Source organism: Candidatus Binatia bacterium, from assembly GCA_023150935.1.
Lineage (GTDB): Bacteria > Desulfobacterota > Binatia > HRBIN30 > HRBIN30 > JAKLJW01.
On record JAKLJW010000033.1, the window covers coordinates 33,467 to 48,205 of the forward strand.

9 protein-coding genes are annotated in these 14,739 nt (G+C 66.1%); 5 read left to right on the forward strand and 4 right to left on the reverse strand.

Annotation, left to right across the window (positions count from 1 at the left end; all coding sequences use genetic code 11):
- Nucleotides 1–13 precede the first annotated feature (13 nt).
- Nucleotides 14–3,928, forward strand: a complete 3,915-nt coding sequence (locus L6Q96_17275) for a hypothetical protein (GenBank protein MCK6556309.1) — start codon at nt 14–16, stop codon at nt 3,926–3,928.
- A gap of 48 nt (nt 3,929–3,976) precedes the next feature.
- Complete coding sequence (locus L6Q96_17280) at nt 3,977–5,188, forward strand: PQQ-like beta-propeller repeat protein (protein ID MCK6556310.1); 1,212 nt, start codon at nt 3,977–3,979, stop codon at nt 5,186–5,188.
- Here the strand turns inward: L6Q96_17280 and L6Q96_17285 are convergent.
- Nucleotides 5,146–5,439, reverse strand: a complete 294-nt coding sequence (locus L6Q96_17285) for a type II toxin-antitoxin system VapC family toxin (protein MCK6556311.1) — start codon at nt 5,437–5,439, stop codon at nt 5,146–5,148. The genes L6Q96_17280 and L6Q96_17285 overlap by 43 nt on opposite strands.
- A gap of 1,151 nt (nt 5,440–6,590) precedes the next feature.
- On the opposite strand from L6Q96_17285, the gene L6Q96_17290 reads away from it, so the two are divergent.
- The 3 genes from L6Q96_17290 (at nt 6,591) to L6Q96_17300 (ending at nt 9,178) form a co-directional block, all read left to right on the forward strand.
- Nucleotides 6,591–8,309 (forward strand): tetratricopeptide repeat protein, encoded by a 1,719-nt coding sequence (locus L6Q96_17290; protein ID MCK6556312.1) that lies wholly within the window; start codon nt 6,591–6,593, stop codon nt 8,307–8,309.
- A 150-nt stretch (nt 8,310–8,459) separates the two neighbouring features.
- Entirely contained in the window at nt 8,460–8,747 is a 288-nt protein-coding gene (locus tag L6Q96_17295; protein ID MCK6556313.1) for a type II toxin-antitoxin system prevent-host-death family antitoxin, read from the forward strand.
- Nucleotides 8,744–9,178, forward strand: coding sequence for a type II toxin-antitoxin system VapC family toxin (locus tag L6Q96_17300; protein MCK6556314.1), 435 nt, complete (start codon nt 8,744–8,746; stop codon nt 9,176–9,178). The genes L6Q96_17295 and L6Q96_17300 overlap by 4 nt, the downstream gene beginning before the upstream one ends.
- A 99-nt stretch (nt 9,179–9,277) precedes the next feature.
- On the opposite strand, the gene L6Q96_17305 is transcribed toward L6Q96_17300, so the two are convergent.
- The 3 genes from L6Q96_17305 to L6Q96_17315 all read right to left on the reverse strand — a co-directional run bounded on the left by L6Q96_17305 (nt 9,278) and on the right by L6Q96_17315 (nt 14,634).
- On the reverse strand, nt 9,278–10,507 hold the full coding sequence (locus tag L6Q96_17305; protein MCK6556315.1) for a hypothetical protein: 1,230 nt from the start codon (nt 10,505–10,507) through the stop codon (nt 9,278–9,280).
- 115 nt (nt 10,508–10,622) lie between these two features.
- Nucleotides 10,623–14,024, reverse strand: a complete 3,402-nt coding sequence (locus tag L6Q96_17310) for a hypothetical protein (GenBank protein MCK6556316.1) — start codon at nt 14,022–14,024, stop codon at nt 10,623–10,625.
- Between the two features lie 37 nt (nt 14,025–14,061).
- Complete coding sequence (locus L6Q96_17315) at nt 14,062–14,634, reverse strand: hypothetical protein (protein ID MCK6556317.1); 573 nt, start codon at nt 14,632–14,634, stop codon at nt 14,062–14,064.
- Between the last annotated feature and the right edge of the window lie 105 nt (nt 14,635–14,739).

Here is a 14,739-nt window from a genome sequence, read left to right on the forward strand (position 1 = left end):
TCACCGAGGTTCCATGTCGAATACGAAGATCATCCACCGCGACCGGAACACGCCGTTCCGGCGACCCACGACGGCACGGCACACGTTCGTGCTGCGCCGCTTCGTGGTCAAGGTGATCGAACTCGAGGGGTTACACTTCCACCACAACAGTGCCGTCCTGCTGCCGGTCCAGCCGGAAGGGACCGCGGCAGACCGGGCCGAGGTGACCCCGTCGCAAGTGCTTGCCGCCTGCCTCGCGCATGCGGAGGAGTTCCGCGACGAGCGATTGGTTGTCACCGGGCACGCGGATACCAGCGGGCGGCAGGCCTACAACGTCACCCTCAGCGAGCAACGTTCGCAGTGCATTGTCGCGTTGCTCGTCGGCGGCGACGAGGGCAAGCGGAACTTCGTGCGCATCGCCAAGGCCAGGCACAAGGTCGAGGATTACCAGCGCATCCTGGAGTTCATTGCCGTCACCGAGGGCTTCGACTGTGACCCACATGGCGTCGACGGGGACCATGGCTCGGATACCACGACGGCAATCAGGAACTTCCAACAAGCGTTCAACGACGCCGAGATCGGCCCCCACATTGCCGTCAACGGCAGGCTCACGGACGAGACCTGGGGCGCGTTCTTCGAGATGTACCAGCGCGACATCAGGCGCGCCCTCGGCGAGGATCCGAACGACCCCGCGGCGCTGGACGAACTGCGGTCCCATTTGACGTTCTTCGATGCGGACAGGCGCGGGGTCGGCTGCGGCGAGCACTTCCCGATCGAAAACCGCGGCCTCGACGGATTCCGCTCCGCGGAGAATCGCCGCTCCGAGCTGTGCTTCCTACCCCCGGGTAACGATCCCGACCTTACCGGTGACCACCCGGGACCGGGACGCTGCAACCCCGCGCTGTGCGAACTGAACGATCCGGACATCTTCGTCCCGACCATCATCCCGGTCGAGCCGGAGAGGTTGAGAAGAATCGAAGTCCATCTGCGGCTGCGCTACAAGGATCCGCAGGCCGGCAAGCCCGATCACCCCTTCCCCAAAGACCTTCCCGTCACGGTGCGCTTCGGTGATGGGTCGACGCAGGATGTCACGCTGGGGCCGGACGGAAACCTCGATCTTGCGGTGCGCCGCGGCAAGCGCAGCCTGATGCTCGTCTTCCACTACGATCAACCGCATTACGTCGGCTCGGCGGGCCCGACGACGCCGGCCGCGGAACCGCGCGATAAGTTCGCGCCGCGGGACGATCTCGGTACGTTGATCGTACCCGGGTTCCGTACGTTCCTGTTGCCGCCCGACCTGGACCTGAAGAACGCGGATTGGCAGGGCCTGCCGCCGACCGACTCGTCAACCGGCGGCATTCTCCTCGGCTCCACGTCGATCGGCACGACGGCCGCTCCGGTGACGCTCGTCCTCGATCCGCACTGGCAGTACCTGAAACTGCTGTACTTCGACCGCAAGTTGAAACGGAAGTTGAGCATCCCGCCGGTGATGATGGAGGCGTTCGAGAGGGACGTGACCACCCCGGCGCTGTCACAGAGCGACTGGCTGACGGACCCCAGCGGGTGCCAGGCGTTGCCGTGGATTCTGTGCCGCGACGTCGCCGGACAGGCCCTCGGCAAGCCCGACGAGAACGTCGTCCTGCGGTTTCGCAGCACCCCCGGTACGTTCATCGATTCCTCCGCGAACACCGTCGGTGGCCGCAAGCTGGTGACGAAGGAGGTGGATTTCCTCAACAGCACGCACGACCCGCTGGTCAGCGAGGGCGATCCGGTCAGCCGCGATTTCGACGTGCCCTCGGTGGCGCGGCTGGCGTTCTACGATCTACCCGGTGAATGGCGGTCGAAGGAGTACTTCTGCAAGGTGGGGGGCAGCGCATCGGCGCCGCCGCGGCGGGCCGATTTCTACGAACGGGTGGCGAGGGAGACGACGACCGAGGATGCACCGTTGATATTCAGCCTGGACGATCTGGTGCTCCTGGACGATCAGCCGGCCCCGGTCGATCTGTCGATGTCCAGCGGAGGCGAGCTGTCGGCCAGCCGGCGGGTCACCGTGTTCTGGCACCGCTTCGAAGAGGACCAGGGCCGCAGCGTCTCTCCACTGGGCATCTACAAGGCCGATTCAAGCGCGCCGTGGTGGAGCCTCGCCGAGCTGCAAATCGGACCGCAGCGGAACTACATTGCGGACTATCCCGACTGGGTGCGCCTGGTCATCGCGCGCGGCCGCGGGTTCGACGTGTTCGACCAGCGTACCGCCGGCGTCCCGTCGGGTCCGATGGGGGCGCGGGCCGCCGTCGCTTGGGTTAATCAGCCGGCCCTCGTCAACGTCCCGAGCGTAGTGACGCGCAAACCGTTTTATGCGGTCGAGGCGCCGTTTCGGCAGATCTATTGCGACAATAGACGGTTCCCCACCGGGAGCTTCGACTTCCACAAGGGCGACAATGGAATCACGGTGGCGCCGACGGTCGATCGGGACGACATCGGCAGGTTAGATCTGATCCACTTACGCTGCTGCGACGCCGACGGTAACGTCGAACGCGTCACCCAGATTCAATTCGTCCGTATGCTGTTCGACTTCGCCAATGCGCCGGATGCGATGAAGAACAGCGCCGCCGAGCAGCGCAAGGTGGCCCGGAAGATCCTCTCGAACGTTATGAAACGCTGGAACGCGCGCCACCCGGGCACCGGCGCGGCCGAGGATGCGCAACTCAATCCGGGTCCGCCACGGATCGAGACCGCGTCGGGCGCACCGTTCGCCGGGCCGCTGTTCGCCCTGTTCCAACTGGTCGAACCGCAGCCGCAGTCCGTCAACCCGCACTTCACCATCGACATCCAGGAAGGCAAGGAAAGCGACCGGTCGTTCATGCGGAGCAACGGCACCGGGACGTGGTTTCTCAAGAACGGCAGCATCCTCGAACCCAAGGAGAACGGCCGTTACACGGCGGGCCACGAAATGGGCCACGGCTTGAGCCTGCCCGACTGTTATGGGGAGGTTTGGTCCAACTGCTCGTTGGGCGCCGCGAGCTTCGAATACAACGAGGTACCCGCCGACATCTACGCCATCGACGAACTCTCGATGATGGTCGCGAATCGGCAGGTGCGCCCCCGGCACTACTGGCACGTCGCCGAGTGGCTGAACGCCCTGTACGATCGGCCGTTCCGGCTCCGGCATGGAACGACCGCGTATTCGCTGCCGCACACGAAGGGCAAACGGAATGTCGGATTCGAGTCGCTGCGCGATACCGCGGTGTACTGGCCCCTGCGCGCCGCCGTGGCCACGTCAGGACTGCCGGGCCAGCTCAATCGCTCCGAGCAATTCCTTTTCATGTTCGGTCCCGGCGATCCGATCCGCGACAAGATCCGCACCGGCAGCTCGTTCGACGGCATTCTCGCCGTCGTCATTCGTATTGGGGTCCGCTTCGTCACGGCGAACGATTTCGACACCGGGGACATGGAAGACATGATTTCCGAGATCGACGCGGAGCTGCGCAGCCGGTTCAACGGCAAGTTCCGCGTGAACAACGTGACGGTGGACGGGCAGACGCTCTCCAGAGTCGGGGTGCGGTTCTCGTTCCGGTACCTCTGTGAAACGCTGTCCGCGACCAGCGACGATCGGCGCAAGCGGTATCTCGCCGGACTCGACAAGCGTACCGCCACCGGCGCTCGCGCCAGCGGTGCCGTGACCACGGCGGCCGAGTACAACACCACCGTCACCGGGTTGCGCGCTCGGTTTCCGCCGCAGCTCAACATCGAGGTACACACCAGCGGCAGTTCGTCTCGCAACGGCATCGACATACGGCTCGATAACGGCGATGCCGACGAGGTGCCGAAGTTTCTGGCGCAAGTGCTCGGTATCCCGACGACGGGCAACTGGCCGAGGCCGGACTCGCTCGTGCCGTTGATCAAGTTGATCATTCCGAACATTCTGCCGCCGCAAGTGGCGGCGATGTGAGGGTGCGGGTTTCGGTGGCCCGGGGATCGGTAGATGGAGGTCGGACCCATGGACAGCAAGCTGCCCGACAGGTCGCAGCGGCAACCGTTGCGGGTGCAGCCCGGGGCGCCAGAGTTGCACGTCGCCGCGTTGCCGCCGGTGCCCGCGGCGCGGATGACCCATCGCTGGGGATCGACGCGAGCGGACGGACGAGTCGCCGCGATCGATCTGGGCCGCAGGTGGCGGCAGCGGGTGGCCGTCGAGATCGGGCCCGACCCGTTTGTCGGGCTGCTGCTCGCGAGCGGCGATCGGCTCGTGGCGGACACCGGCTCGCGCTGGAGCCTCGTCGACGTCGGAGCCGGGCGGGTCATCGGCAGCGGGCTGCGCCGCGACGGAGCGCTCGCTCTGGACGCGGCCGGGCGGACGCTTTACGCGCCGGCGGAAGCCGGAACGGTCGAGGCCGTCGACCTGGCGACGGGTGCGGTCAGGTACGTCCTGAAGCCGCGCTTCGGCGACGCCTATCGCAGGGAGTACGTCGACGCACGCGGGTCGGGCGTGGTGATCGGTAGTGTCCGCCTGCCCAGTCCGCACGGGGCGGCGCCGGCGGACCTGGATGCCGTACTGGAGCGGCTCGAGATCGGCGAACCGCCAGCCCTCGGTGCGCAGGGGATCGTCAAGGCGCGACGCACGGCGCTCTTCGAGATGTTGCCGCCGCCGCTGCTGGCAGGATCGGCGGAGCGGGTGGTGTGCGTGCGCCCCGGCGCGATCGACTGGTTCGACGGAGAGTTGACGCTGACGGCGTCGTTTGCCGGCGAGTTCACGCCCGACACGGTATGCCTGCCCGACGATCGGCACCTGCTGATGAGCGTCGAGTTGCCCGGAGAGACGGCGGAGGTCTGGAGTGTGGACCTGACGGGAAACGTGCGCCGGCTGTGCAATCTCAAAGGTCTGCGCCTGCTCCAGGCGCCGGTGGTGGTATCCGACGCACGTCTGTACGCGATCGCCGAACGGATGGTGGTGGCGGTCGATTGCGGCGGCGGGATTGCCTGGGAAATGCCGCACGAGGGAATCCGTCACGGACTGGCCGCCGGAGGGGACGCCTTGCTGATCGTTGCGGGAACGAGGGTCGAGGTCGTGCAGCGGGACCACAAGGTGGAGACCTTGTTCGCGTGCGAGAAGCCGATTCGCTCGAATGCCGTTCCGCTCGCATCGGGGGAGATCGCGGTGGCGACCGACGGCTACGTGCATCTGTTTACGACGGCACCGGCCGCCGCACCTTGACGGCCGAACATTCGAGTAATTGCCCGGTCCAGGGGAAGGAGCCGGACGTTGCGTAGGAACTGGCGCAGCACCCGTTCTCTGAGCGCTGGCTCGTCGGAATAGATGACCCCTTCATACAGTTCCGCAAGCGAAACGATGGAAAGCGCCAACGCCTTGTGCCGAAGCAACGCCTGGACCCGCGCGACGGTCTCGCGTTCGCCCTGCAGGTAATTGATAGTCCAGTCGGTGTCGAGCAGAAATTTGGCCTTCACAGCTTCGGCTCCGGACGAGTCCGCACCAAGCGGCTGCGGTAGATGTCTCGGACGAGGCGACGGGTGCTCCCCGTGCCCTTCCATCCGCCGGCAGCTCTCAGGGAAGCTTCAACATCGCCCTCGGTTGGCTCGTCGTCGACGATCGTCAAGGTCACCTCCCGTCCTTCGGGAAGATCGAGTGGCTCGAGCGGTTCCAGGCGCCCCCGTTTCACCCGCGCGCGAACTGATTCGCGTCCCATAGACATCTGCTCCTGCTAAGGTTTTGGAACCCAGTGTACGGGCGGGCGACGTGGATCGTCAAATCGAGTCGTGCCGGTTTCCCGCTCCGGGAACTCCGCCCGTCTTTGCCGCTCCAGCCACCGGCCTGATCGTTCTGCTTAGGCCGCCCGCGAAAAGGGGACAGGCTGGATTAGCGGCAGGCGAGCCGCGTGAAATCAACACTTTGTGCGGGGAAAAGCAGCCTGTCCCCCTTTTCCCCATCGGCTGGTTGCCCGGGGTCGAGCCTGCCGTCGACTGGATCACCGAGTGATCCGGCCCAGGCCCGGGTCTGCCCGGTGCACCCCCTCACCTGACCTCTCCCTGCGGGGCGGGGTGGTGTTGCCGTGGCGGGGTACGCAGCGCGGGCTGCACCCGCAACTCATTGTGGAATACCGATTGCGGAAGGTGTCGCGCCCCAATCCGCAATCCGAAATCCGCAATCCGAAATTCTTGCTGCCGTGCCTGGTAGATCAGGGGTGTTCCCTGCTACCTCGCGGGCTCTTCGGGCTTGAAAGATCTTCAGAAACCTGGTGACACCATGGGTGAACCATCCGCATGTCCATGGGGGGCATGCCATAACCGAAATGGATTCCGTACCACGGATAGCACTAAAGAGAAGGCCAAGAGTCCCAGCATGAACCTGATCCGGTCGCTTATGGCGGTCAGTTAGGGACCGTCATGGCCAGTGGGCGCCCTTCGATACGGCGCCTGAGAGGACGGCGCCTACTCAGGGTGAGCGGAATAACGCCTTGCTCTTCCGGGGGATCGAACCGTTCGCCCTGAGTAGGCCGCGTCTCTTCAGCGGCCGTATCGAAGGGCGCCCGCCGGCACATTCGCCTTAATTGACTGGCATTGGAGCCATTCACGTGTCACGTCTATCGGGGGTTCTAATCATGGGTAACGCGAACACGCTTTCCGGCCATGCGGCTGAGATCTTCACGAAAGTTGGTATTCCTCCCGAGCAGGCGCCGGACGCCCGCGAGGTGCTGCGCAACGTGCGCGTCTTGCCGCGCGTCGTGCAGGAGTTCCGGCCGCTGTGCGAGAGCCTCGAGTGGACGCTGTCCGAGAGCCACTGGCGTGCCACCGGCGTGCGTGGCTTTCTGCGCAACGAGGTTCCGTACACGGTCAACAACAGCGGGACTCTTTCGGCGCGGGCCGCAGCGCTGCTGTTCGCCAACTGTCAGGAGTGTCCGCCGCGGGAGCGCTTCGCCGTCGCCGATCTCGGCGCCGGCACCGGCCTGTTTGCGCGCTACCTGCTAGATGAGTTCGCTCGCCTGTGCGAGCAACGCGGCAAGGACTTTCATACACGACTGGTGTGCTACGTGTCCGACTGCTCCCCGGCCACCGTCGATCGGTGGCGGGCGGCGGGGTTGTTCGAGGGTCATTCGAACGTCGTGCCGGTGGTCGGCGACGCGCGGGAGCCGGCCCGGGTCCTGGCGTCGGATGTCCCGCTGCGCGCGGTGTTCGTCAACTACCTTCTCGATTCCCTGCCCGGCTCGGTGGTGCGCAAAGGGGCGGGCGGGCCGGAAGAGCAGTACGTGCGCACGCACCTCGCCGACGGCGCGCGCGTCGCCCAGTACACCACGCTCGGCATCGAGCAGATCCGCGCCATGGCAGGGTCGGGCGATCCCGGCGATCTGGAGCGACTGGTACCACTCGCGCCGGTGTTGGAGTTCGAATCCGAGTTCCGTACCGTCAACGGACGGCGGCCGTACGCGGAGGAGGCGATCGCTTTCGGTCACGCGCTCGAGCGCATTGTCGTCAACGATGGCGCCTTCATGCTCCTCGAACGCACCCTGGAACTGCTTGACGAGGCCGGCTTTGTCCTGGTCAACGACTACGGAGCGATCACGATGGAGCAGGTGCCGGCGCAGGCCGGCACGCAGCGGTTCGGGGCAACGGCGGCGATCGGCGTGAACTTCCCCTTGCTCGAGCACCACTTCACGGCACGGGGGACGACCGTGGTAACGCCGGAGCGAGACGACTTGTTGCCGGTCCACCCGCGGCTCCTGATGCGCCGCACGGCGCCCGAGACGCGAGCGGCGTTCGTCGAGATCTTTCACGGCGGGACGCACCGAGCCATCGAGGAGTGCGAGGAGGAGGCGCGGCAGCACGCAGGGGCGGGGCGCGCCGACAAGGCGCGGGAGGCCTTCGACCGTGCTCTGGAGTTGCGGCCGCGCGACTGGCAGCTCGTTGGCGAGGTGGCTGAGTTCACGATCCGGCAGGTGGGCGATTACGAGTCGGGCCTGCGCCTTGCACATGCCGCGCTGGCGATGAACCCGTGGTACAGCGTATGGCTGTGGAACGTGCTCGGCGATGCACTGTTCGCTCTGGAGCGGTTCGCCGAGGCGCACGAAGCCTATCTCGAAGCGCGGCGGATCGAGGCCGACGACGCGCGTACGTGCCTCAACCTCGCATACACGTTTGCGCAGATCGGCGAGTTGGATACTGCGCTGGCGGCGATCGCCGCTGGCCTGGTGGCCGACCGGACGGGCCTCTTCCGCCAGCGCCTGCTCGAAAAGCAACAGCACATCCTGACGCTGAGCACGCAGAGATCTGAGAACGAGCGCGAGTGGCAAGCGCGGCGGCTGCAGCGGCTCGTCCAGCTGTGATCGGGTGTATTCCGATCTGGCGGACGGGGAGACCTGCATCCCGCCCGGTCCACGGCGCAAGGAGGCATCCGCAAACATGAGGACCCCGCTGATTTTCGATGATGTCATGTTGGCCTTGGCGGGCGATGATGAGCACGCTATTCTGGCCACATGGAGAAGGCTACAATTTCTGAGTTGAAGAACCGCCTGAGCGCGTACCTTAAGAAGGTGCGCGCCGGGCAGACCGTGCTCGTGTTCGATCGCAGTCAGCCGGTGGCGCGAATCGAACGCGTGACTGCCGCCGAAGCGGGCTCCGACCGCCTCTTACGACTGGAACGCGCCGGGTTGATCAGACGGGCCCGCCAGCCGATTAGTGTCGAGAGGTTGCGGGCGACGGCTCCTGCGCCCACGCAGAGTGTGGTCGCGGCCGTGATCGAGGAGCGCCGGGAAGGGCGATGAGGTTCTGGGACGCATCGGCGCTCGTGCCCCTGGTGGTTGCGGAACCGCTTCGCGACGAGTTGTTGGAGCTTTTCGAACAGGATCCTGAGATCGTCGCGTGGTGGGGTTCTACGGTTGAATGCACCTCGGCGGTGGCGCGCCGTGAACGGGAGGGCGCGCTCTCCGCAAACGACGCTACGCGTGCCCTCGATCGCCTGCGAGATCTCGCGGTTGGCTGGCAAGAAGTGCTGCCCTCGGAGCCCGTACGCAGCACTGCCTGTCGACTGCTTCGCGTTCATCCGCTGCGCGCTGCCGACGGTCTGCAACTAGCCGCCGCCATAATCGCCGCTGAGCGCGAACCTGGGACACTCGACTTCGTTGGCCTCGACGACCGTCTCAACGACGCAGCCAGTCGCGAGGGTTTCCGCGTCGTGTGTCCCCTGGCCCGGTGAGCAAGCGCCGTCCTCCGTCACCCGTGGTTCACTAAGGCGGTGCTCGCGACTTTGGCGAGGGAGTGTGGGCCGGTGCCACGGCTCCGAATCGCACGCCGCTTACGACGACGGCGCTAACGCCACGACGCCGCGCGTCGTGCCCACGAGGATTTCGCGATGTGCCGTGTACACGGGTGGCGTCGTGATCGACTCGCCGTCGAGCCGGTACAGCCGCTCGAGCTTGCCGGCGGGGTCGAGCGCGGAGATGGCGGCGCCGGCGGTGACGAGCAGCATTCCATTGAGCGTAATGCCGCCGCCGACGATGCCGCCGGGCACTGGCGTGCGCCAGAGCAGTTCTCCGGTGGGCGAGTAGACTGTGACAGCTTCCTTCGTGAGGAGATAGATGCGGTGGTCGTAGCCGACCACGGGCGGCTGCACGAGGTTACCGGCGTCGCCGGGAAGCGCGATCCGGAGAACGCGTTTGCCTTCCGGCGTTACCACCCAGAGAGCGCGGCCATCGGCGGTTTGGACGATCGGGTACACCCAGCCCGCTTCGTCCATCGACATAAGCACGGGCTGGAACTCCGCGATGTAAGCGGCTTTGAGTTCGAGGTTCGTCGAGAGGAAGAGGAGCAGGTTGCGCCCTGCGGCGGCGATGAGGTCGCCTGCAGCCGCAAAGCGCAGTTCGGGGTCGCGGATCTGCAGCGCTTCGAACCGGGTGAGCGACTGGAGCAGCTTGAACTCGTCGACTACGAGCGGAGACCCGAGTTCGATCAACTGCACCACCGACGTGTCCGGTCGCCGCAACTGGTGCGACATCATGGGCAACTGATTGGCCATGGCCACGAGCCGCACCGCATCGGCGACGATCAAGGGCCAGGCGAAGCTCTCGCTGTAGGGCAGGGCGTTCTGGAAGCGCAGGTCGCCGTCCGACAACTGCCGCGCTTCGAGTGCACTGGCGGGGGTCAAAGCGTAGAAGGTCGCCGAGCCTGAATCGATGAACAGCGCGCCGCGTCCGGAGGCGCCGCGGGCGATCCGGACACCATCGCGGTTCAGAAGCACCCATGCGCCGCCCGCGTGGACGAGGACGCGGTCGCCGGCGCGCAGCACGGCCACGGTCGGCGCCGGCGGATCGGCGATGTAGCGCCAGCGCACCGCCCACTTGCCGGCGTCGAGTCGTCCGGGCAGGCGCGCGTTCAGAGCCGGCGAGGCGAGGAAGCGCACGTAAGCGTCGGCTTCCGGCGCGGTGTGGGGAGCGCGCGCCGCGGCGCCGCTGTCGGCCAGGGGCTGCGCCGCGTACGGTTCCGGCTGCGGAACGCCGAGGTTTTTCTGGCGCAGGATGTCAGTCACGCCCGCCTCCTCGGATCCCCGCGGCACGACGGCCGGTGGCGCCGGGCGTGGACGCTGCGCTGCCGATATGCACGGTGAAAAGAACAGTGACGCCGCCAGCGACCATCGTGCTGCCCTACTTAACGTCCCCATTTTTCGCGAAGACCTTCTGGGCAATCCCCTTGAAGTCCGCCGCCTTCAACACCGGCTTCGCCGGATCGAACGGGATGCCGAGCATCTCGGAGAAGCTCCGGTTCGCTGCGGCCTGCAGCGTGTTGGCAGCCTTCGGATCGCCGGCGAGATCGATGACCAGGTCGAGCGTGCGCTTGTTCGCCTTCTGGTATCCGGAGGCGCCGCCGCCGGGGACGTCCTTCACATTGATAGTGAAGTGCGTGCCGACAGACGACTTCAGGTTGTTGAAGCGCGCATCGTAGTTCGCCTTCGTGAATGTCGGGGACAGCAGTGCCGGGTCGGCATTGGAGATCAGGAACCGCGGCGAAAGCCGGAGCATGCACTTGTTCAGCGTGACGGCCTTCTTTCCGCCGTCTGTCTGAACGCCGACGTCACCGAGGGCGTAGTGCTTGCCGTTGTAGACGAGAAAGGCGTTGCGAATGTCGTTTCGCACCTGCTCGACAGGCGTAACGCCGCCTCCTGCCGGGTATCCGGCGGCGATGGTGCCGACGACGTCCATGCGGATCTTGACGACGACGCTCAGGATGCCGTCGAACGGCCCGGCAACGCCGTACTGTGCAGGCAGGAGCTTGACGGTGAATTCCTCCTTGCCGGCGGTGTGCAGGTAGACGTCCATCTTCCCGCGTGTGCCCGGCGTGTGATCGAGCGCCGCGTTGGCGGGCCAGTAGGTGTAAGCACGCTTCGGGTACTTCTTGTGGCCCGGGACCGTGTAGTCCGCGTGGGCGCCGAGCTTTACGAGCCATGGAATACCCGTGTGCTTCCGGGTGAGTTCGGCGGTATGCCAGAAGTACCGGTTCCGCAGCTCGACCTCAGCGGTCATCATCGGAAATGGTTCCGTACCCGGTGCCGCGGGTGCGGCCCCCTTTGCGTAGATGCTGCCGGTGAGATCGAAGTCGCGGCCCTCGTCGACAAACGGATCGCCCGGGATGTTGCAAAGGATGCCCGGCCCGTTGTGGGAGCAGTTGTTCCACCACTCGCCGTACTCGTCGGGCAGTCCGGTGCCGTGGCCGAACTCGTGAGCGAAGGTGAAGGAGTTTACGGAGCTGGCGCCGTCGGGGGTGTTGTTGCTGTCGTCCAGCTCCCCGGTGCCGTCGTTGGCGGCCATGAAGGCGCGCTGTCCGAGGGCGATGATGTTGTACACGCTCATGCGGAAGTGAGCGTCCCGGTCCGCGGCCGCCGGGTGCAAGAAGAAGACGATCTCGCCACGCGTATCCTGTGCCGGATCCACCGGTACCAGCTCGCACCGGCCCGGCGCCCCCGCGTCGAGGCCGTTCCAGCGATCGAGTAGAGAGCGCACCGACGTGACCGCCCAGGCCTTCTGTGCCCCGGGTGCGACGGTCGTGCCGGCGGGGAACGTGTAGCGTAGCCGCGAGTAGTTTATGTCGAGGAGAAGCTCCTTGGCGCCATCACGGTCGCAACAGCGGACCACGGCGACGTCGTAGCGGCCGTCGCGCAGGGCGGCGGTGTTGGGTCCCTTGTACTGTGCAACGAACGTCGGGTTCCACTGTCCGGCGTAGGGTTGCAGGGCGAAGAACGGCTTCACCACCGGTCCCGGTGCGCCGATGTTCTTCCCGGCCGCCGTGCCGGAGGCGCGCGGATTGTACCAGCGCACCGCCGCCCTCGCGCCGTGGACGCCGGACTTCGTGCGCTGATCGAAGGCGTCGAACAGCGCGGTCATGCCGGCGATCAGGCGCACCCAGTTCGGGTACTCGGTGAGGTAGTTGAAGTCGGCCCCCTGCAGCGCGATCGAGCTGTAGTAGGGTTCCGCGGCGTCGGGCTTGTAGACGCCCTCGGGGGTGACGTTGGGAACTTCGTTGTAGGCCGGTTTGAAGCGATGGTAGAAGATCGAGATCTTCTCGTTCTTGGCGAGCGCGAGCGGTTGGTTCGCGGCGTTGGTCAGCACGATGTCGTCGAGCGAGAAGACCATCGGCGTGGCCAGGGCCCGGCTCTTGCCGTGATCGGCGTCGGCCCAGTCTTCGTAGAAGTTGCCCGTGTAGCCCGCACCGGCCTTGAACCGGGCGAAATACTTCGCCGACTTCCAGCGCGCCGGCAGGTCGTAGAGCTTGAGCCGCTCCGCCGAAGGACGGAGCCGATCCGCATCGGCCTTGTGCGCTTTGTTCAAGACCTGGATCTCGCGCGCGTCCGGCGCCGAGGAAAACACGAACGTGCCGGGAGCAGTTTCGAACGTCAGCAGGCAGTTCTTCGTCGGCTTCGGGACAGCGGCGCCGGCGCCGTCCTTCTGACGGATCCACGGCACGGCGTGGGCGCTCTCTGCGTGTTTGTCCGGCTTCACCGTCCAGTGCCCGGCGCCTTCGCGATCCAGCTTCTTCCCCGTGCCATGGAACCCCTCGATCAACACCGGCGGCGTGTTGACCTTCTCGTGGCCGTGGTCGCTGTGGCCGTAGTAGCGGTCGAAGTACTCGAAGCGCACGAACTGCCAGTGGGGATCGAGCGTCAGGACGACCGGTGCAGCCTTCTCCCCGATGCGACGCACCCAGTTCCTGGTCGGCGGGTCGAAGAGGTAGATCTTGCCTTCGTTCTTCTTGTAGGCCGCCGCCTTGTCGATGTACTTCGGCTCCTCGCTGAAGTCCCAGACAGACTCGGCGAGGGCGAACTGGTTCGGGGGCGCGAAGAACTTCGCCTGCGCGTTCATCAGGGCCTTGCGATCGTCCCAGCGTTTCAACTCGGTCGCTGTGGTGGCGCCGTCACCGTTCGAAACCAGGGTCTTGCCGGCGCCGAACTTGAGCGTGATCCAGTCGTACTTGCGCGGCACCTCGAAACTGAGCTTGCCGTCGGCGTCGGTCAGGTGCTGAGCCACTTTCTTCGTGTGATAAACCTGCACCGGGAAGTCCTTCGGGAACGTCAGGACACGGCCCTCGGGGTCCTTGAACGTGAGCTGCAGGTGTACGAGCAACGGGTGACGGACGTACAGGTTCACTTTCTTGGCGCGCTTTCCCATGTTGCCGTTGCGTACGCCGACCCGGAAGTACTTGTTGGGCAGGGGGTTCTTCGAAGTCGCGCTTGCGGCGAGCACCCAGTCCGCTTCGTCGGCGATGGTGTCGACGGTGGCGGTGGTGCCGAACGTTTTCGTGCCCTCGTCGCAGAACTTCATGCGCGGGGAGTCCTTGGCCACCATGGTGACGTTCTGGCTGTACGCAACGGCGCCGAGGGAGCCGTCGTCTTTGAGCTGGTGCAGTTTGACGGCAAAGTCCTTGCCGGGCCAGAAGCGCTCCTGGCTGTGCACGGTGACGAAGATTTCCCACTTGCAGGCCGCGGCCGCGCCGCCGACGCCGGCTCCGCCGCCTCCCGCCGGCAGCGGCGGTGGTCCGCCGCCTCCGTTACTCATGTGCGCGGAGGCCCGACTGCCGGCGGACGGCAGCGCATCAGGGGAGCCCTCGGAAATGCGGGTCGCATCGAGCGTACTCCGGTAGCGGTGGCAGCGGCTCCTCCTCCGGATCGGGCGGCAGGTCGCCGTCGTAAGGCTCGAGAAGGTTTGGATCGGCCGCCGGCGGTTCTTCCGCCAGCTCGAGGCCGTCGAAGGGCAGCGGCTCGGGCGGCGCGTCCGCGGCGTCGGGTACGGGCGCCGTCGCGTCGGCCGGCGGTGCCGCTCCGGCGCGTTGCGCGGCCAACTGGGTCAGCAGCCCGATCTTCACCTCGGGCGCAAAACGGTGGTCGGCAAGGAGTTCCTCGGCCCACGAATACCGGCCGCTGCGGTCGAAGTCGGGTCCGAGGAGGAAGGTCAGATCCACATAGCCGCGGACATCGGCCGGGGACGTCATCCCGTGATCGAGGGCGCGTTGCACGGCCGTGTGGACCTGGTCATGCGTGGCGGTGTCGCCGAGTGCGGCGCACGCGGCCGGGAACCGGCGGCGAACGTGCTCGACGGTGGATTGCTCGAACGCGCGCTGCCGCGCGGCGCGTAAGACCTGCATCTGCTGCTCGCGAATAACCAACATGATCCGGGCGCCCGCGAGGTCGTCTGCCGATATCGGCAATCGTACCGTGGCTACCACCCCGTTCCGGCGCAGTCAAACCGCGTTGGCGTGTTGACAATCCGGTCC

What these genes read in the sequence shown, in the direction of transcription:
- L6Q96_17310 (MCK6556316.1), bottom strand. Translation starts at nt 14,024, where the DNA reads ATGAGTAACGGAGGCGGCGGACCACCGCCGCTGCCGGCGGGAGGCGGC.
- L6Q96_17300 (MCK6556314.1), top strand. Translation starts at nt 8,744, where the DNA reads ATGAGGTTCTGGGACGCATCGGCGCTCGTGCCCCTGGTGGTTGCGGAA.
- L6Q96_17280 (MCK6556310.1), top strand. Translation starts at nt 3,977, where the DNA reads ATGGACAGCAAGCTGCCCGACAGGTCGCAGCGGCAACCGTTGCGGGTG.
- L6Q96_17290 (MCK6556312.1), top strand. Translation starts at nt 6,591, where the DNA reads ATGGGTAACGCGAACACGCTTTCCGGCCATGCGGCTGAGATCTTCACG.
- L6Q96_17315 (MCK6556317.1), bottom strand. Translation starts at nt 14,634, where the DNA reads ATGTTGGTTATTCGCGAGCAGCAGATGCAGGTCTTACGCGCCGCGCGG.
- L6Q96_17275 (MCK6556309.1), top strand. Translation starts at nt 14, where the DNA reads ATGTCGAATACGAAGATCATCCACCGCGACCGGAACACGCCGTTCCGG.
- L6Q96_17295 (MCK6556313.1), top strand. Translation starts at nt 8,460, where the DNA reads ATGGAGAAGGCTACAATTTCTGAGTTGAAGAACCGCCTGAGCGCGTAC.